The organism is Vibrio sp. 970 (assembly GCF_033339075.1).
This window is the reverse complement of the sequence record NZ_JAWOTW010000001.1, coordinates 49,456-68,794: the sequence shown is the minus strand read 5'-3', so window position 1 is coordinate 68,794 and position 19,339 is coordinate 49,456. Positions and strand designations below refer to the sequence as shown.

At 45.5% G+C, this 19,339-nt stretch carries 15 protein-coding genes and 1 tRNA gene; 9 read left to right on the top strand and 7 right to left on the bottom strand.

Annotated elements, in window-relative coordinates:
- Positions 1 to 107: 107 nt before the first annotated feature.
- Positions 108 to 1,121 carry a GGDEF domain-containing protein gene (locus R7Q11_RS00300; RefSeq protein WP_005374150.1) on the top strand — a complete coding sequence of 338 codons (1,014 nt, stop codon included), beginning with the start codon at positions 108 to 110 and terminating at the stop codon, positions 1,119 to 1,121.
- 90 nt (positions 1,122 to 1,211) lie between these two features.
- Here R7Q11_RS00300 and R7Q11_RS00295 read toward each other — a convergent pair whose 3' ends face one another.
- Entirely contained in the window at positions 1,212 to 1,790 is a 579-nt protein-coding gene (locus R7Q11_RS00295; protein ID WP_225466070.1) for a hypothetical protein, read from the bottom strand.
- Between the two features lie 174 nt (positions 1,791 to 1,964).
- On the opposite strand from R7Q11_RS00295, the gene R7Q11_RS00290 reads away from it, so the two are divergent.
- On the top strand, positions 1,965 to 3,521 hold the full coding sequence (locus R7Q11_RS00290; protein ID WP_225466069.1) for a DUF3612 domain-containing protein: 1,557 nt from the start codon (positions 1,965 to 1,967) through the stop codon (positions 3,519 to 3,521).
- Between the two features lie 387 nt (positions 3,522 to 3,908).
- Here the strand turns inward: R7Q11_RS00290 and R7Q11_RS00285 are convergent, their stop codons facing one another.
- On the bottom strand, positions 3,909 to 5,264 hold the full coding sequence (locus R7Q11_RS00285; protein ID WP_021035911.1) for a diguanylate cyclase: 1,356 nt from the start codon (positions 5,262 to 5,264) through the stop codon (positions 3,909 to 3,911).
- Positions 5,265 to 5,396: 132 nt separating this feature from the next.
- Here R7Q11_RS00285 and R7Q11_RS00280 point away from each other — a divergent pair, with 132 nt between their 5' ends.
- Both R7Q11_RS00280 and R7Q11_RS00275 read left to right on the top strand, forming a co-directional pair.
- Positions 5,397 to 6,002: an alpha-ketoglutarate-dependent dioxygenase AlkB family protein gene (locus tag R7Q11_RS00280; RefSeq protein WP_225466150.1), complete on the top strand. Its 606-nt coding sequence runs from the start codon at positions 5,397 to 5,399 to the stop codon at positions 6,000 to 6,002.
- Between the two features lie 69 nt (positions 6,003 to 6,071).
- Positions 6,072 to 7,160, top strand: a complete 1,089-nt coding sequence (locus R7Q11_RS00275; protein WP_005384167.1) for a DUF3541 domain-containing protein — start codon at positions 6,072 to 6,074, stop codon at positions 7,158 to 7,160.
- Between the two features lie 54 nt (positions 7,161 to 7,214).
- Here the strand turns inward: R7Q11_RS00275 and R7Q11_RS00270 are convergent, their stop codons facing one another.
- Complete coding sequence (locus tag R7Q11_RS00270; protein ID WP_017635515.1) at positions 7,215 to 8,423, bottom strand: NupC/NupG family nucleoside CNT transporter; 1,209 nt, start codon at positions 8,421 to 8,423, stop codon at positions 7,215 to 7,217.
- A gap of 561 nt (positions 8,424 to 8,984) precedes the next feature.
- Here R7Q11_RS00270 and R7Q11_RS00265 point away from each other — a divergent pair.
- Positions 8,985 to 9,068 (top strand) — tRNA-Leu (locus R7Q11_RS00265).
- A 32-nt stretch (positions 9,069 to 9,100) separates the two neighbouring features.
- Positions 9,101 to 9,712, top strand: a complete 612-nt coding sequence (locus tag R7Q11_RS00260; RefSeq protein WP_005384170.1) for a DUF2913 family protein — start codon at positions 9,101 to 9,103, stop codon at positions 9,710 to 9,712.
- 78 nt (positions 9,713 to 9,790) lie between these two features.
- On the opposite strand, the gene R7Q11_RS00255 is transcribed toward R7Q11_RS00260, so the two are convergent.
- Complete coding sequence (locus R7Q11_RS00255; RefSeq protein WP_158155685.1) at positions 9,791 to 11,191, bottom strand: tryptophanase; 1,401 nt, start codon at positions 11,189 to 11,191, stop codon at positions 9,791 to 9,793.
- 298 nt (positions 11,192 to 11,489) lie between these two features.
- Positions 11,490 to 12,734: an NADH:ubiquinone reductase (Na(+)-transporting) subunit B gene (locus R7Q11_RS00250; RefSeq protein WP_047102825.1), complete on the bottom strand. Its 1,245-nt coding sequence runs from the start codon at positions 12,732 to 12,734 to the stop codon at positions 11,490 to 11,492.
- Positions 12,735 to 12,893: 159 nt separating this feature from the next.
- Between R7Q11_RS00250 and R7Q11_RS00245 the strand changes: the two genes are divergently transcribed.
- The 3 genes from R7Q11_RS00245 to R7Q11_RS00235 all read left to right on the top strand — a co-directional run bounded on the left by R7Q11_RS00245 (position 12,894) and on the right by R7Q11_RS00235 (position 15,871).
- On the top strand, positions 12,894 to 14,282 hold the full coding sequence (locus tag R7Q11_RS00245; protein ID WP_017635517.1) for a cytochrome ubiquinol oxidase subunit I: 1,389 nt from the start codon (positions 12,894 to 12,896) through the stop codon (positions 14,280 to 14,282).
- Positions 14,283 to 14,292: 10 nt separating this feature from the next.
- Positions 14,293 to 15,291: a cytochrome d ubiquinol oxidase subunit II gene (gene cydB, locus R7Q11_RS00240; RefSeq protein ID WP_054574502.1), complete on the top strand. Its 999-nt coding sequence runs from the start codon at positions 14,293 to 14,295 to the stop codon at positions 15,289 to 15,291.
- Between the two features lie 175 nt (positions 15,292 to 15,466).
- The gene (locus R7Q11_RS00235; protein ID WP_025768052.1) at positions 15,467 to 15,871 is read left to right on the top strand and encodes a hypothetical protein; all 405 of its coding nucleotides are present in this window, start codon (positions 15,467 to 15,469) and stop codon (positions 15,869 to 15,871) included.
- Positions 15,872 to 15,918: 47 nt separating this feature from the next.
- Here the strand turns inward: R7Q11_RS00235 and lhgO are convergent, their stop codons facing one another.
- On the bottom strand, positions 15,919 to 17,145 hold the full coding sequence (gene lhgO / locus R7Q11_RS00230; protein WP_053304664.1) for an L-2-hydroxyglutarate oxidase: 1,227 nt from the start codon (positions 17,143 to 17,145) through the stop codon (positions 15,919 to 15,921).
- An 8-nt stretch (positions 17,146 to 17,153) separates the two neighbouring features.
- Positions 17,154 to 19,277 (bottom strand): TRAP transporter permease, encoded by a 2,124-nt coding sequence (locus tag R7Q11_RS00225; protein ID WP_009705104.1) that lies wholly within the window; start codon positions 19,275 to 19,277, stop codon positions 17,154 to 17,156.
- Positions 19,278 to 19,339 lie beyond the last annotated feature (62 nt).

Genomic DNA, 19,339 nt, shown 5'->3' with positions numbered 1-19,339 from the left:
TCACTCATTTTCTATATAAACCATGCAAAAGTGATAAAAATTAAAGCGACATTAGTTAATATCCGTTAATCTAAGCCCAATCCCATTTTGCTAGTACCATCGCAGAAATGACCGACGAGTTTAAGAAATCAACCGCTAATTTAAAAAAAGCGGTCCCACTGATGATCAAAAACCATGTTGCTGCCACGCCAGCCAACTACGCGCTTTGGTATACCTACGTTGACAAGACCATTCCAGAACTCAACTTTGAGTTAGACACGGTGTTAGAAAACTACGGTATTTGCCCGCCAGCAACCAATAAACAGCTTTACAACAACTATGTGGCCAGCAAAGCAGAAACCAGCCTTGAAGATCTTAGAACCAATGTAGAAGTTCTGCTACATGAAGTATCCAGTTCAATGAGCGATACGATTTCAGATACTTCCTCCTTTTCTGAGATGGTAGACAAAAGCTTTAATAAACTGGAAAAAGTTGAGGACAATAGCCTAAGCATTGAAGAAGTGATGGTGGTGATTCGTCAACTTGTCGCAGAGTCACACGAAATTCGTCACTCAACAAAGTTTTTGAATAGCCAATTGACTAACGCGAGTGAAGAAATTTCTCGCCTCAAAAACCAACTGGCTGAAGTACAGCAAGATGCGTTGTTCGATGGTTTGTCAAACCTATACAACCGCCGAGCATTTGACAAAGATCTCTCTTCACTTATCGCATCAAATCAGGCAATGACCTTAATCATGCTTGATATCGATCATTTCAAATCATTTAACGACAATTACGGGCACCTTTTTGGCGATACAGTGTTAAAAGCCATTGCCCGCCGGCTACAACAAAGCTGTCGAGATGGGATATGTGCGTACCGTTTTGGTGGTGAAGAATTCGCGTTAATTGTACCTAACAAATCTCTGCGAATTGCTCGCCAATATGCAGACACACTACGCCGGATGATAGAAAAACTGCGTATCAGAGATAAGCGCTCAGGCACACAAGTTCACAGCATTACCGCTTCTTTTGGGGTAGCAGAATTTGAGCCGGGTGATACGCCTGAAGCCTTAATCAATAAAGCCGATAAACAGCTTTATGAAGCAAAACAACTCGGTCGTAACCGCGTGATGCCAATTTAAATAAACTGACTAAGCGAAAACGACTTTTACGATGAAAAAGAAAACCCCGCGACGTAAAGTGCGGGGTTTTTGTATCCAATCATGAGTATCTTAATCGACGCTGTAACAGTAACTTAGAATGTAGTCGTCACCATTTTTTGCGGTATATTCCCTATCTTCACTGCATGCCATCGGCTTACCTTTTTTGTCGCCTTTGATTAGACTTATCCAATGGCGCATCGCGGTTGGTGCATTGCCAGTTAGTTCAGGATGAAACGTCGTGCGAGTTTCCAATTGAATATCGTCAATGTCCACTAATTCCACGCAACCAGTACCTTTGTGACAGCCAAACAGCACTTCTACATGATTACCCGAATCATCTTTAAACAAAATCGATTTTGGATCTTCCTTTTCACCAGTGTACGCCACGAAGTGTTTTGGGCTTTTCAGGCCGCTGTGTGTACCGTCTTTGAAATAAGCCAAAACATGGCGGTAATCAATCACGTAACTTGATACGTCTTGGTGCGACCCGTTCTCCAATGGGAACATGCGGTCAAGCAGTTGCTTCGCTTTTACTTGTTTCTCACTCTGCTGCTCGGCACTTACCGCTTCGACGGCAAATACGGCTTCAGCGATAAATGGGCGTTGTTGTTGTTGCATCTCTTTTTTATCGAAGTTCAGCATATTCATCGTCATATCCTCGCACTTAAAAACTCGTCCTAGAGTAAAAACTTAAATCCTTTATTTAAGTTTCAGGCAATTCTGTGAAGTGGATGGTTAATTTCCTTGCCTGCTCATTATGTAGACTAGCGAAATATTGACTACAATTTCACAACAAAAATTTTACAATGTGAATTTTACAAAATGTCTGTGTCAAAAAGCCTTATTCGTCAGTCTCATTTTCTTGGTACGAAAATTCGTAATCTAAGAAAAAACAACCATTTAACGATGGAGGATTTATCTGCCCGTTGTGTAAGAATTAATCCAGAGTACGCTCCTTCGGTTTCTTACCTTTCGATGATTGAGCGCGGAAAACGCGTACCGAGTATCGATATGCTCGAAGTGATCGCGGAAGTTTTTCAAAAAGATCCTGCGTGGTTTTTAGATGATGAACCCGAATTAGAAGCCATCACACCCAACAAAGGGAATCGTGGTGGGATTAGTGGCATGGCGCTGGAGCCGAGCTTCCTGTTCTCCAATGATATTCTTCAAATCGCGATACCAGAAATGCTCTCCCAAACAGGTATCACAGGGCGTCAATTCGCCCACTTACTGATCCGCGCACACCAAGAGAACCACCAAAACCATTTCCCAGACTTAGAACGGGCAGCGGAAGAAGTGGGCTTAAAGCGACTTAATCTGTCAGTGGAAGATCTGATCGACATTGCAAAAAGCATGGGGTTGGATATTCGCTGGGTAGACCGAGCGCCACAAGATGTGATTGATGAACTGGGCGTCAGCGCCAAACAGTTGATTACGTCTTTCATGGAGCCACCTGGGACTATTTATCTCAATAAACGAATGCGTGACTATCCAACCCGATTGAAGTATGACTTGGCGGTATATATCGGCCATCGAGTGCTCCATAGCAGCGATGCAATGAATAACGTTTTATCTATCGGGCATCAAAACAATTGGGAGCAAATGGACAGCCCTGTGTCGAACTCTGAACTCAATTCGCAAGATATCCTGCAAGCTTGGCGTGATTTTGAGTCCAGCTTCTTTGCCGGTGCCCTACTCTGCCCCAAAGTACCCTTTCGTCAGTTGCTTGACCGTTCTGGTTACGAGATTGATGTTCACAAAAAGGCGGGGGTTTCTCCTTCCGTTGCAATGCGTCGCATGACGGTGGTCTCGCCTTACCCTCATTGGCACTATTTTGATGCCTATGGCCCTGGCAAGTTAAAAGCCGTGTATCGCGGAAATGGTATTCCATTGCCTTGGGGCAACATGCGCAAAGTGAACGACCCTTGCCAGCACTGGGCCGTATTCCGACGCCTTTCCCAGCCTTTGGATACAAGTTCAGCGCAAATTTCGATTTTAAATGTTGGTGACGAGCCACGTATCTACTGCTGCGAATCGGTCAACGTATTTGATCCTGCGGGGAATAATCGGGTGCTATGTGCCGGTATTGATCTTAACCCTGCCATTTCTGCACAAGGTGGCGATGCCGTTTCCATAGCGGAAGAACTTAAGTCCCTTTGTGTCGCTTCCGGCGGAAGTAGTGTTATTCCTCCCCACATCAAAAAAGACTTAACGACTATCGCTAAGATATTAAACATCAACTGGATAGAGCGCGGGATTCAAACCCAAGCAAGGTTGATCTGCTCCAGAGGGGCGGTTTGTCCAAGACAACCTAGTTGTTACAGCAAGTGCGGAGAAGCTGATGAGACGGGCAACGATGTGAATATCATCAGGCTTTAGAAAGAAAAAACGCCAATCACAATAAACGTGATTGGCGGTATATACTTGTGAACAATTTGTATTCACTAACAACGTCAGTTGGCTAGGTGACCCTCGGCTTAATAAGGGTCACTCTAAGTAAAGCACGATGCGTGCCAACTTTAAAAAAGCCGTTTTTTAGTAGATCCAGATGCATATCGTTGCTTTATTAACCATTAATTTCGCAAACTGCATTTGCAAAATGCAACATTATGCAAATATTCCACTGAATGCACTGCTAATAACGACTCTCTCAGCAAAGTGTCTGTGAACATATGAAGTCACATATTCTTGCACCTCAATGATGATGAGATTTCGGGCTCCCAACTTTACCATTCCTCTAACCCCTTATTGAAACTGGGTTCAGGCTCATCCGCCATGCTTTTGTTGATACATTCTCTCATCGGCTATTTTCATCATTTGCTCAGGAGATGACATTTTCGGGTCAAATATCGCGTACCCAATACTGGCTTTCAAATAGATAAGCGTTTCATCGTAAATGACGGGCGTCGAGCATAGCGCTAATCGAAGTTTTTGTAGAAGGGACTGAACATTTTCTTCCGTTCCAGGGTGATGGACTACAACTAAAAACTCATCACCGCCCATTCTGGCCACGATGTCTGATTTACGCAGAGAGCTTTTTACCCTTTCAGCCGTAGCGATTAAAACTTTGTCACCTGCGTCGTGACCATAGGTATCGTTAATGTGTTTAAACCTATCTAGGTCAATATTAATTAAGGCGAAGCTATAACGCTTTTTATAACGTTTCGCTATTTCGAACTGCTGCTTGTAAAACTTCATAAAATAGCGACGGTTTGGTAAATTCGTGAGTTCATCGTGTAAAGCTCTGTCATCTGCAATGGTATACAGTCGATAAATGGCGAACAGCGCGAGGCTAAGTGCGAATATAATGGGATAGCCGATTACTCTAGCTAAATGCAACTGATGCCAAGAGATTTGGCGATCAGCTTTGCCTCCAGAGAAAACCACCATACTCCACCCACCATAAGGAAAATGAACCATCTCTTTTGCATATACCATGCTATTTACACTTTGCGCGCCAAAGAAAGCATCACCAAATGAGCCACCGCTATCGTAACCACGGATCATTAAAGGGTAACGATACGAGAAATCAATTACGCCGGTTTCTCTCATCAGAGCATCGAAATCAATCACCGCACTGATCACTCCCCAATAGTCCTGATTCATTGGAGGATCAAGAAAAACAGGCACACGCACGATCAAACCTCGGCCACCTTGGATCAATGTAACGGGCCCTGCGATGAAAATTTCTTGTACATCCTTGGCTTTTTGCACCTGTACCCACTGCTGTGGCACTGCGCGGTAATCAAGGCCGATTAGGCGCTCATTACCTTGGCGTGGAAATACGTGACTAATTACATCATTTTTCGCGATACCGATGATTGTAATATGTTTACTTTTATTTAGGATTCGGTGAGCGGCGATACTCAATTCTTCTTCTTGATTTTTAGGAAGTAACGTAATGAGTGTCGCTAAAGTACTGGCTTTGTAGATATCCGCCATAAGTACCGCTTCCAAATTGGAACGGAGAATGGAAAGTTGTTCTTTGGCCTCAACTTGAACTCGCTCTTTGTGAAGCTCTTGCTGGTTTCGATTTAACAGCTCGATAACCCCAATACACAAAGCGAAAAAGGTGAGGAAGAACAATGCAAAATAGCATCGTTTTCTGGGTAAATAACGCATTTTCTCCCCACAACTCGTATACAACTACGAGATTTTTTATTTATTGTTAAAATTCTTATTATCACAAGAATAACCAATCATAATCAGAAAGGTAACAGTGATTGACAACTTTTATGTTTTAGGTGTGAGATGATGCATCAACAAGGCGATTTATTTGGCGGCGATCTATGGCAAGAAGTAGAAAGAGGAAAACTTTATTATGATCCTCAATTTCTTAACCATCTTGAGGCGGATAATTACTTTGACCAACTTCGAAAGACACTGCCATGGCACCAAGAACACATTACTATGTTCAGCAAGTCAGTACTTCAACCTCGCTTACAAGCGTGGCACGGTGATGCAGCATATACTTACTCAGGCTTAACCATGCAGCCTCACCCTTGGACTCCTGAGTTAACTCAGCTCAACGTGCGTTGTGAATCAGTTGCTGATGTCACTTTTAATTCTGTTCTCGCTAACTTATATCGACACGGCCAAGACTCAATGGGCTGGCACCAAGATAATGAACCAGAGTTAGGTAGAAACCCTGTTATCGCATCTTTGAACTTAGGTGAAACACGTCGATTTTTGCTTAGAAATTTACATTGTAAAACTGAGATTGAATACGAGCTTTCTCACGGCTCCTTACTGATTATGGCTGGCGAGCTACAGCATCACTGGAAGCACTGCGTACCAAAAACCGCGAAAACCAAAGATGAACGTATCAACCTGACTTTTAGGCAAATTTTTAACTATTGACTCAGCTTTTACATTCTCAATTAATATTGATGGTAGGTTTAGGTTCAGGACTTCATAGGGAATGGATTTATGCGTATTAAACCTCTTAGCTTAGCGGTCTTACTCTCTTGCTCACTTACCTTTGCAGCTCAGGCATCACAGGAAGAGGTACCGCTTCTAGATAATACTCAATCAGCGCAGTTGATTCGTAGTACCTACGAACAGGAACTGTTCACTTTCCCGGCGTTTAAAGAGGGCCATTTTGGCTTACGCATGTACCGCCAAACATTAGATGAGAAATATCACGCTGCCATTTGGACCGACATGGCACAAGTAGCCAGCCGGTTAAACCAATTTGCTAATGAAGTTGTTGAACCAGAAGACATCATTCTCTATTCATCTCAAAGGCTGACCACGTATCAAGAGAAAGAAACCGAACGAGGGCAGCGACGCTATACCGTGACTAAACACCATCCTGAGTACCTTTATCTTGGTGTGGATTTGCTTGGCGCAATGGCAAGAGCAAACGAATACGGCCTAAAGCATAAACAAGACAAAACGCTGAGAAAAATTATTAGGCGCTACGATTTCTCGCGTTACGTTACGGACAAAGAGATGATAGAAGCATGGGCAGCTCAGCTTGCAAACCAAGTCTACTGGCTTCGTCAGTTAGGAGAGCAAGATGTGGTCGAGGAATTCACTCAAACCTTCCGTGACACCTACCCCGACGATAAAGATAAGATGCTTTCAGCTCAGCAGTATTGGAACAAACTTTATGGTATGACGCACATCATCTTTGCCGATTCACAGTATTATCAGGAGCGAGTAAGCGAGAAGAAACACCAATGGATTTATGATTACTTTCGCAACAATATCGACACTATCCTACTGCGCGCCAAAGAAGACGTGATTGCGGAAGTCGGCATTTCGTTTTTGTTAGCAGGCTTGGACCATGATCCGGTCGTAAAGAAAACCCGCCAAGCCATTCGTCACGCAATCAACGCAGAAAAAGGGATGATTCCGTCGGTCGACGGTAACTTTGATCTCAAGTACGGCGAACACCGTAACGTACTAGCCATCATGCTGCTCGATTGGAAAGGGGTACATAAAGCGCCAACTTATCAAGAGCACCCAGAGGCTTTTAAATCGATACCTTACGGCTTAATGCCCAAGCCTTAGAAATAACAAAACCCGCCATTTAGGCGGGTTTTTAGTGTGTATCTTCAATCTAAATTAGAGAGAGATAAAAATGCCCGCTAAGCACGCACTCATCAGGTTAGCGAGTGTACCAGCAGCAACCGCTTTTAGGCCTAGACTTGCAACATCTTTGCGGCGCTCAGGTGCCATCACGCCGATAGAACCCAACTGAATCGCAATTGAGCCAATGTTCGCAAAACCACACAACGCAAAAGTGATAATAATTTGAGTATGCTCAGACAGTGTCGCTTTGTGCTGCACAAAATCGATAAACGCAACAAACTCATTCATCACCACTTTCTGACCAATGTATGAACCCGCAGCTAGAATTTCGTGGCTTGGCACACCAATCAACCACGCTAGAGGTGCAAACAAATAACCAAAAATCGCTTGTAGCGTTACGCCAGAGAAACCAAGTATCTCACCCAAGTTTTCTAGCCCCGTGTTCACCATCGCGATAACACTCACGAAAGCGATAAGCATGGTACCAACAGCAACGGCAACTTTCATACCGCCCATGGCACCGCTTGCTAGCGCATCAATTACGTTGCTTTCTTCTGATTTATCTAGCTCAATATTGTTGTAATCGCTTGGCGTTTGACGCTCAGGAACGATGATTTTTGCCATCATCAAACTACCTGGTGCTGCCATAAAGCTTGCCGCGATCAAGTATTTGAGGTCGACACCCAAACCAGCATAACCACCAAGCACACTGCCCGCCACTGAAGCCATACCACCAGCCATCACGGCAAACAGTTCAGAGCGAGTCATGTTAGAAAGAAATGGACGAATAAGAAGTGGTGACTCGCCTTGAGATAAGAAAATGTTCCCTGTTGCAACCAAAGACTCTGCTTTACTCGTACCCAAGAACTTCTGGATAGCGCCGCCAATAAATTGAATCACTTTTTGCATAATGCCCAAATAGTAAAGGGCGGAGATAAGAGCACTGAAGAAGATGATGATAGGAAGGACACGGATAGCGAAGATAAAGCCAGAAGAAGCGAGGTCACCAAAGAGGAATTTAATCCCTTCATCAGCAAAGCTGAGTAGCCCCGCGACACCATTACTTAAACTCGCCAGCGCCGCTTGACCCAACGGGAAATAGAGCACTAACGCAGCAAACCCCATTTGTAGCATCAAGGCGCGAGATACAGTTTTCCAATTAATGGAAGAACGACCCTCAGAAAGTAGGAAAGCACAACCTAGCAGTGCAACAATACCAAATAGACTAAATAGAACACTCATGAGCTGGACCTACTAAACGTTGAAAAAGAAAAAAGAGCCAAAGGAATTGGCAGAAGAAAGGGACAACGCAGCGAGTGATAACTCACTTTTAGATCCAGAATGTAGACAGAACGAATAGTTCGACATCTTATTTTTACCTTATACAAGCAATTGAACGTAGCTGGTCCGGTCCGTGGGGTCATTCACTGCTGGCGAGCATGTTGCTTGGCCTGCTCCATGTGACGGCTTGTATGGGTAAGGGTCCTGAACAACTAAACCCTAATTCCCGCTTAAACGGGACGCAAGTATAGCCAACAAAAAGAGATATTCATCACATTTATTTACGCAAACGTTCAAGCGTTCAAAATTTAGGCAAAAGTACTCTTTTGTCGTCATACTATTAATAAAAGTAAGGGCATAAGGATAGGCGTTGATGGTAAAAAACATAAAAGTGACCAATAAATATGCAATCAAACTCGAAAGAGCCAAAATTCGTCATTTTGCTCTCGCCAACAGGTGGATTTTGGTTATACAATTCGCGTTGCTTCTTTCGAGGCCTCTGAGTATTCAGAGCATCATGATGCCGAGATGGTGAAATTGGTAGACACGCTAGCATGAGGTGCTAGTGCCTTTGGTGTGAGGGTTCGAGTCCCTCTCTCGGCACCATTATCCTTCTTCCCTAATTTTGTTCGAGTGTAATGCAAAGTTCTAAGCAGGCAAGACAGTCTACAGATGCTAATCAACTTCTGAGTGAGCTTGCGGTTCACGCTTTATTACACCTGCACTTTAAAATTCACGCGTCCTCGCATGGCCTCTCCCTTAAAGAACGTAATGACTTACTTCAGAAATGGCTGAAACCAAAACTGAAGAGTAATCGCTATAAGCTGATTAAAAAGCCGTTAAAGTCTTTGACTCAGCAGGCAAAAGGTGAGAACGGAAATCTGGAAGAATTACTCGAGCGCTGCGTCGGTGCAGACAAACCCAGAAATCCTCAACCCGATCTAGATAGCTACTTGCTGCTGATCAACGAGATTGAGAAGAAACTGGGGACTACCGTGTTATTATCGCGACCGGAAGACGTCGACTTATCTCACGACCAACACGGCTGTTTGCTGTGTGTGCTTTCTGAGAACTTAAATCAGCACTTCGATGATAATAACGCCCTAATCGCTCCTATTTCGATGCTGTTCCGCGGACCAATGAGTCAACGCTCACTTTTCCTTGGCAGCATTTACGCCAGTGGTACCTTCAATTATGAAGTGCAGTATCAAGACGACCAGTTCGTTCGCATCACATTAGAGTTAGCGTAACTGTAACGCTAAGAAATAAACGAATCGAAAAAGGCCGCGAAACTCGCGGCCTTTTGCTTATCTAGATTTAAACTTGAGTTAATCGATCTCTTTAAATCGAGCAGTAAAGTGGCGCAGCACTGGTGGCTCGTACTCGAAAGTGAGCCCTTTTAACTCATGTGCACGATTTTTCAGTTCGATAATCGCATCCGCAATGTAATCCATATGATCGTTTGTGTAGACACGACGTGGAATGGTCAAACGCATCAACTCAAGCTCTGACACTTTTTGTTTGCCCGTTTCCGGATCTCTACCAAGCAGCAACGATCCTATCTCTACTGCTCGAATACCCGCTTCCAAGTACAAAGCATTACACAATACCTGCGCAGGAAACTGATCCGCTGGAATATGTGGCAAAATCTTAGCGGCATCCACAAACACCGCATGACCACCCGTTGGGTATTGAATCGGAATACCGCCTTCACGTAAGCGCTCACCTAAGTATTGAACTTGGCTAATTCTATAGTGAAGAAAATCCTCATCCGCGGCTTCATACAAACCGCGAGCGAGCGCTTCCATATCACGCCCAGCCATGCCGCCGTATGTTACAAATCCTTCCATGGGTACGCAGCGCGTCTGCACCGCCTGGAACAACTCCTTATGATCACGAATACAACACATGCCACCAATGTTTACCATCGGGTCTTTCTTAGCTGACATGGTGAGCATATCACCGTACTGGTACATCTCACGGATGATTTCCAGAATCGATTTATTCTCGTAACCCCCTTCACGCTGCTTGATAAAGTAGGCGTTCTCACAGTAACGAGCCGAGTCAATCACCACTGGAATATCGTACTTGGTTGCAATCTCGTACACACTGCGCATGTTTTCCATCGACACAGGCTGACCACCGGAGCTATTACAAGTAATCGTGGTGATAATTGCACAAATGTTATGCGAACCGTGCGCTTCAATTGTTGCCACCAGCTTATCGATATCAAAATTGCCCTTCCAATCATAAGGCGTAGTGGTGTCGAATGCTTCTTCCGTTACCACGTTAATCGCTTTACCGCCATTGAGTTCAATGTGACCCGCTGTGGTATCAAAATGGTAGTTCGAGATAAATACTGGCGTTTCGCCACCACGCACCTGACGCATACGCTCAATCAAAGCTGGGAACAAAATTTGCTCGGCACCACGCCCTTGGTGTGCAGGCACGGTGAGCTTATAACCGAAGAAGTGCTCCACTGCATCACACAGGTTGTAGTAATTTCGACTCCCCGCATAGGATTCATCCCCCATCATGATGCCAGCCCACTGATTATCACTCATGGCACCAGTGCCAGAGTCAGTCAGCAAATCGATATAAACATCATCACTACGAAGAAGAAATGGATTATAGCCCGCTTCTTTTAACGCGACTTCACGGTCTGCCAAAGTCGTCATTTTGATTGGCTCAACCATTTTGATACGGAAAGGTTCTGGAATACGTTTCATTGTTAATTTCCTTATACGCATTGCCCTACGCAGTTTCACGTAAGACTAAAAAACAAATAGATAGAATGCTTTTCAATGCGATTGCATTGAGGAAATCAACGAGAAGAGATTTTACTAAGAAGAGACAAGCAGTAGTCTAGGTTATACCAGAACGACAGCACCAAACGGCTATCGAGAATATCCTTTATTCTCATCGTCTTCGTCCTCCTGATAAAAATAAAAAGTCAGAAACCCCATGTCTCTGACCTTTTCAATATAGTGCAGTTTTCAATCAATTTTCAGTGAGGTCACCCTCATTTTAAGAAGGTCTCGCCCTTTTCATTCTGCGTTTGATATTACTTTCTTTGACTAGGTAATCGAAAAGTGGCGCGAATAAGTTAGCAAATAGAATCGCTAACATGATGCCTTCTGGATAAGCCGGGTTCAGCACTCGGATAAAAATCGTCATCACGCCGATTAATAGTCCGTATGCCCATTTCCCGTTATTGGTAAAAGCTGCCGAGACAGGGTCTGTCGCCATGAAGAAGGTACCAAACGCAACCCCACCAATCACGAAGTGCCAGTAGAACGGCATGGAGAACATGGGGTTAGAGTCTGAACCGATCGCATTCAATAGTAATGAAGCTCCGATTAAACCGACCAACACGCCCGCAACAATTCTCCACGATGCAATCTTCATAAAGATGAGAACCAAGCCTGTTAGTGCGATCAACAACGTGGAGACTTCACCCATCGAGCCTGGTAAATTACCAACAAAAGCATCTCCCCATGAAATTGGCTCTCCCGTCATATTATTTATCAAAGCACTTTGCCCTCCTTCATACCATTGGCTGAGTGGAGTAGCGCCAGAGTAACCATCAGCCGCGACCCACACGGCACCACCGGACATGTTGGCAGGATAGGCAAAGTATAAGAACGCGCGCCCTGCTAAAGCTGGATTTAGGAAGTTTCGTCCAGTACCACCAAAAATCTCCTTCGCCACAACAATACCGAAAGTGATACCTAAAGCCGCTTGCCATAGTGGAATTGTCGGAGGAAGGATCAGCGCAAAGAGTATAGAGCTGACAAAAAAGCCTTCATTTACCTCATGCTTTCGCACAATAGCAAACAGAACTTCCCAGAAACCACCAACGATAAACACCGTCGCATAAACTGGAAGAAAGTAAGTAGCACCAAGCCACATTTTACTTCCCCACCCCGCTTGTGAAACCGCATCTAACGAGCCCCATACCCAACTCAGTTGCCATGAAGAAACAAGCGCTTGCTGAGCTGAGGCTTGATCCATTCCATACAACAAGGCATCACTCGCTTGCTGGCCTATGTTGTACATACCCCAGAACATGGCAGGGAAGACCGCCAGCCACACCATGATCATAATACGTTTTAAATCGATGCTATCTCGAACGTGAGTCATGCCCTGGTTTACCTTACCAGGCGTGTAAAAAATGGTTTCGACAGCTTCGAAAAGTGGGTAGAACTTGTGATACTTCCCACCTGGACCAAACTTAGGTGTCGCTTTCTCAAAGTAATGTTTAAGGCTCATAACGCTCCTCCTTTATCTAAAAGATGGTACGCACATGTGTAAAAAGCGATCGTTTTTTAATCTCTTCGTCTTCCTTCTTCGTATTTCACCTTGTTCGCCACTCTTCTGTCTCCTCTTTAAATCCGGCGAACAGTTTATCCAACGAAAAAGGGACCGCTCATGGACACACTCGCCATTGACCTAGCTAGATTCCAATTTGCCTTTACTGTCTCTTTCCACATTATTTTTCCAGCTTTTACGATTGGTTTGGCAAGTTATCTCGCTGTATTAGAGGGCTTGTACTTAAAAACGGGCAACAAACAGTACATGCAAATCTATAAGTACTGGCTCAAAATCTTTGCCATCAGTTTTGGTATGGGTGTGGTGAGTGGCATCGTGTTGAGCTATCAATTCGGTACTAACTGGAGCGTGTTTGCCGACAAAACAGGCCCAATCCTGGGCCCGCTAATGGGTTATGAAGTTTTTACTGCGTTTTTCCTCGAAGCGGGGTTTTTAGGCGTGATGCTTTTCGGTATGGATAAGGTGGGTAAGAAGCTTCACTTCGCCGCGACTTGTATTGTTGCATTCGGGACGTTTTTGTCTGCGTTTTGGATACTTTCGGTTAATAGTTGGATGCAAACACCAGCGGGCTACAGTATCAACGAAGCCGGACAGTTTATCCCAGAAGACTGGTGGGCGATTGTCTTCAACCCTTCCTTCCCTTACCGGCTCGTTCATATGTTGCTCGCCGCTTACCTTACTACTGCCTTTGTTGTAGCCGGCGTTGCCGCTTATCACTTACTAAAAGCAAACCATAACCCTCTAGCCAGAATTATGTTCTCGATGGCAATGTGGATGGCTGCCATCGTGACACCAATTCAAATCGTTGCTGGAGACATGCATGGTTTAAACACCCTTGAACATCAACCCGCCAAAGTCGCCGCGATGGAAGGGCACTATGAGTCTCACCAAGGCGCGCCATTGATCCTCTTCGGTATCCCTAACGATGAAGAAAAACGCATGGAATACGCACTGGAAATCCCCAAACTCGGTAGTTTGATTTTAACTCATGACCTCAACGGTGAAGTGAAGGGATTAGATGCTTTTCCAGAGGAGGAACACCCTCCTGTCTCTATCGTTTTCTGGTCTTTCCGAGTAATGGTCGCGCTTGGTTTTGGCATGCTTGTTATTGGTTTGTGGAGCCTTTGGCTAAGAAAACGTCGCAAACTTTTTGATTCAAGGGCACTTCAACGTATTTGTGTGCTGTTTGCCCCAGCGGGGTTCATTGCAGTTTTAGCAGGCTGGATAACTACCGAAGTCGGTCGACAGCCTTACACCGTATACGGTCTTTTAACCACAGCCAATTCGGCATCGCCTATTGATGCCGCCGCGGTGAGCGTCTCCCTGACGGCGTTCATCGTGGTTTACTTTGTGGTTTTTGGAGCTGGCTTCTTCTATCTCCTACGTTTGATGCGCAAGTCTCCAACTCGATATGAAGAAGGTCTAGATAGCCGACTTCCTGATGGCACGAAAACTGATGCCATCACACATTCTAACCATCTAACCTAGGAGCTAACTCATGGATTACGCATTAATTTGGTACGCTTTGATTGGGCTCGCCGTTCTGATTTATGTCGTGTTAGATGGCTTTGATCTCGGTATTGGTATCCTATTCCTCAGCGCTAATGACGATGAAGAGCGCGACATGATGATGAACAGCATCGCTCCTGTTTGGGATGGGAATGAAACTTGGCTAGTTCTTGGCGGTGGTGGGCTTTTTGCCGTGTTCCCCCTCGCCTACGCGGTCATTATGCCAGCACTCTATGCTCCCCTGATTTTAATGCTGCTCGGGTTAATTCTGCGCGGGGTTTCTTTTGAGTATCGCTTCCGAACACAACGCGGAAAGTTTTTATGGGATAGCGCTTTTTTCATTGGTTCACTCACCGCGGCATTGATGCAAGGCATTATGCTCGGAACCCTGCTCCAAGGTATAGAGGTTAGTGAACGAGCATACGCAGGTGGATGGTTTGATTGGCTTTCGCCATTTAGCGTATTTTGTGGCTTGGCGCTTGTTTGTGCTTATATTCTGCTCGGTTCATGCTGGTTATTAATCAAGCTTCCAGAAGAGCTGATGGGGCGCTATTACGTAGTCGCGCGACGATGGGGACTAGCGATGGTAGCCTGTATATTCATCGCCAGTTTGTGGCTGCCATTGAGCCAAAATATCGTATTTGAACGTTGGTTCTCATTACCAAACTCGCTACTGTTTTTCATTTTACCAATTATTACAGCGGCACTTATTTGGCAGCTATTCAAAGCCTTACTCGACCACAAAGCCGTCCGAGCCTACGTTCTTGCGATCGGCCTGTTTCTTGTGTCCGCGATGGGTTTCGGTGTCAGTACATTCCCTTACTTGGTCCCATTCGCACTCACTTATCAAGACGTCGCCGCGCCAGACAAAAGTTTGGCATTTTTACTTGCCGGTGCGGTGGTATTACTTCCTCTGATCATAGCCTACACGGCTTATTCGTACTGGGTTTTCCGCGGCAAGATGAAACGTGGAGAAGGATATCACTGATGAAACTAAAGCCCATTTTGTGGTTCATTGGCATTTGGCTGGCAAGCGTGGTCGCCTTGTTTATCATCAGTTCGTTGATACGAACTGCGATATTGTAGGCCCAGAGTCGACTGCACCACATCTGAAGCCATTGAGGTCTATACTCAAGCAAGAGTAAAACAACGGAGTGTTTTTTATGACCTTAAAGCGGTTTCTGGTAACTTTGATTCCTTTGACGGTTCCACTGTTTTCACCAAATGTATTGGCCGTAGACAAGCAGATGTCATCCGCCATGAAAAGTAAAATGCGGTCTATTTGCTCCGCAACAAACGAGCAGGGTCATTGGCAACTTGCTGAGGCAACTCCTGACGCCAGACGCTCACTCAACATGGTGCTTTATCAAATGAATGCCGATGATAAATTGAAAGCAATTCATGAGGTGAGAACCAAAATGGTCGGCGGCACCCATTATGCGTTTGAGTTCGAGTTGCAAGATGGCCAAGTCTGGAATGCAATTGTATTGCACAGTGCTCGCGGCGATTACATGATCGAGAGACACGCCAAGAAAGGCGAACTCTGCCCTAAAGATGGCAACTCCTAATTCCCAGATTCAAATACAATAAAGGCGACAGTTACGTCGCCTTTGTTTTATACCGTTTTCGCCTCTATCTTCTCATTTACTTTATCGCAAATGTACTCTCCAATAGGCATTGCAGATGTCGCTGCTGGAGAGGGGGCGTTGCAAACGTGCAGGCTTCTGGCGCTTTCGGCAAACAAGAAGTCATGAACCAAGGTTCCGTCGGATAACACCGCTTGCGCACGAATACCCGCAGGATATGGTTTGAGATCGTCTACCTTGATGCTTGGGCAGTATTTATTGACCAGCTTGAGATAGCCCGGCTTCCACCACGAGTTCTTAAACTCATCCAATCCGGTTTTTAGATGCTTTTGTGTCACCTTCCAGAAACCGGAGAAGCTCAGCATTTGCATGGTATCTTGCAAGCTGAAGTTAACCTTGTCGTACCCTTCTCGCTTCCAGCCTTGCACCGCATTTGGACCTACGGTCACACTGCCATCAATCATGCGAGTCAGGTGGACGCCCAAGAATGGCAAATCAGGGTCGGGAATTGGATAAATAAGATGATTCACCACTTGGTCGTGTTTGCTATCTAAGCGGTAGTATTCACCACGATAAGGGATGATTTGGAAATCGGTCGGAATAGACATCATCTTCGTCATGCGATCCGCCATCAAGCCGCTGCAAGTAACCAAGAACTTAGCATTGAGCTGCATGGTTTGACCGTCTGAAATACAGGTCAGTTGAACTTCTTCGTCCTTCTCTTCGGCAGCCACCACTTTGGTTCTCAAGCTGATTTGACCGCCGAGCTTTTTGAACTCTTCCGCCATCTGCTCAGTGACCAAACGATAGTCCACAATACTGGTGGTTTTGACATAAATCGCGCCCAATCCCGTGATGTTTGGTTCAGCCAGTTTAAGTTGAACTTCATCGAGTAGCTTTACGTCGATGCCGTTGACATGGCAGCGCTCATAGAGGGCATTCATGCGTTCGACTTCTTGCTCATTGGTCGCAACCAGTAACTTGCCACAGTTCTCCACCGGAATATCGTGCTCGGCGCAGAACGAAATGGTTCGCTCTACCCCACGCTTACAAAAATCCGCTTTTAAGCTGCCCGGTGCGTAGTACACCCCGGCATGAATCACGCCGCTATTGTGTCCGGTTTGGTGCTGGGCAAAACCGGACTCTTTCTCAACCAATAAAATGGATTTGTCTGGATGACGTTGCTGTAGTTGCCATGCTGTCGACACACCAACGATACCGCCACCAACAATGATGTAGTCATAGACTGATTTCATACGACCTCTTATAAAACCGATAGTTGAGATTGTTGCAATTTGAACTTGCGACCACTGTAAATGAACACCGCGACAAATACCGCGCAGCTTGCCACACGAACCAACATTGGGATATCGTGCCAAACCAGCAATGTACCCACCACTACCAACAAGAGACGCGTCAGAATGTTTAGAGGACCTTCCAAGTAGCCTTCAATCGCACCAATCAATGCATAGGTACCGATGATGGCAAAGAAGCCTACGGTAATTACCGACGTCACATCCCAACTGACCAAGCCTGTATAGGCAATAAGTAGCGGTACAAGATACAAACCTTTAGCGATTTTCCACGCCATCAGGCCGGTACGCATTGGAGGTGTTTTCGCGATGGTTGCCGCTGCAAATGCGGTCAAACACACTGGAGGCGTTACGTTACTGTCTTGCGATAACCAGAAGATGATGAGGTGAGCAGCCAGCAATGCCAAGCCTACCGCTTCCATACCCAAACTTTGCTCTAGTAGGGTTTCCATAAAGTCCGCAGGTACTAGCGCCACCATTTCTTTCGCGGTTTCCAACGCCATTGGTGCATTAAGCAGTTCCAACTTTTCTGGCGCCGCCAACATGAAGATAGCTTTTGCTTGTTCAGGCAATTGACCCGACACCATCAATTCAAGCAATTGGTTTTCGGCAATTAACTTGTAAAGCGCAGGGGCAGACAGAGTACCCAATACAATATACGCCGCTGTCACAGGTAAACCCATACCTAAAACAAGAGAAGCGAGCGCAATCAGAACGATCATGATGAACAAGTCGCCATTCGCCCAACCGTCGATCATCAGTGAGAAGGTGTTGCCGATGCCAGTTGTACTGATCACGTTGATCACCAAACCGATACCCACCAGCAATACGGCGGTTGTCGCCATGTTCTTTGCACCTTGCGATAGCGCTTCGATGATCGCTTTTGGTCCCATCTTATGATCTTTCGAGAACCAAGAAGCCACCACCACAGAAATGATTGACAAACCTGCAGCGTAAGTCGGTGTAAAACCTTGAACCAACAAAGTGACCAATACCGCCAGTGGGATAAGGTTGTGCCAACCGCTGATCAGCACTTTTAATAGAGATTCATCACTTGTCGTGATTTTTTGAACGCCGCTGCGTTTGGCTTCAATACGCACAAAGAACGCCACGGACAAGAAATAGATAAGAGCAGGAATGAAAGAAACCGCGATGATATCGACATAAGGAATTTGCGTGTAAGACGCCATGATGAAAGCGCCCGCGCCCATCACTGGTGGCATCAGCTGACCACCTGTCGACGCCGCAGCTTCAACGCCCGCCGCGAAGCGCGAAGGGAAACCTGCTTTTTGCATTAAAGGAATACTGATAACACCAGTTGAAACCGTATTTGCCACACTAGATCCAGATACTGAGCCCATCAATCCCGAGCCAATCACTGCGATAAAACCGGGACCACCAATGATTTTGCCAGCCGCAGCACGTGCCACATTGATGATGTAATCACCGACACCAGAGCGAACAAGAAACGCACCGAACAGAATGAACATGAATACGAAAGTCCAACTGATGCGTGAGATAGAGCCAAACATGCCCTCAGAAGAATAGAAGCTGCGGTAGAGCAAGGTTTCCATGCTCAAACCCGGGAAGTGGAAAATACCTGTCGCCCACTTACCCCAAAGCACAACGTAGCTTAAACACACCACAATCAACACTGGAATAAACCAGCCCATGGTGCGTCGAATCAGTTCGATAACAATCAAAATTGCCATGATGGCGAAGACCCAATCGCTGGTCACGAACTTCACACCGCGTTCATATAGCGCATCTTCGGCATAGGGAATGTAGAGCAAACACGCGACCGCGCCCATGGCAATCAACACATCGATGCCGAGTGCAATCTTACTCTGCTTGAGAGAGATATGAGCCGGATACCAAAGCGCACAAATCACCGCAAAGCCAGCAAAGTGGGTCGCGGAAATCCATAACTCTGGTAACGTCGATAAGGTATTAAACCAAATGTGCAAAGCAGACAACACCACGCCAAACACTGTGATTGTGGTGGTTACCCACGGAAAATCAGTGCGCGTGGGCAGCTCAAACTTCTGCAATTCCTTTTCTATTGAGTCGCTCATCTCATACTCCAAGCTCTGGCGGCTTTTTCCATCTTAGAAATCGGTAGGGATAAAATGCCCCG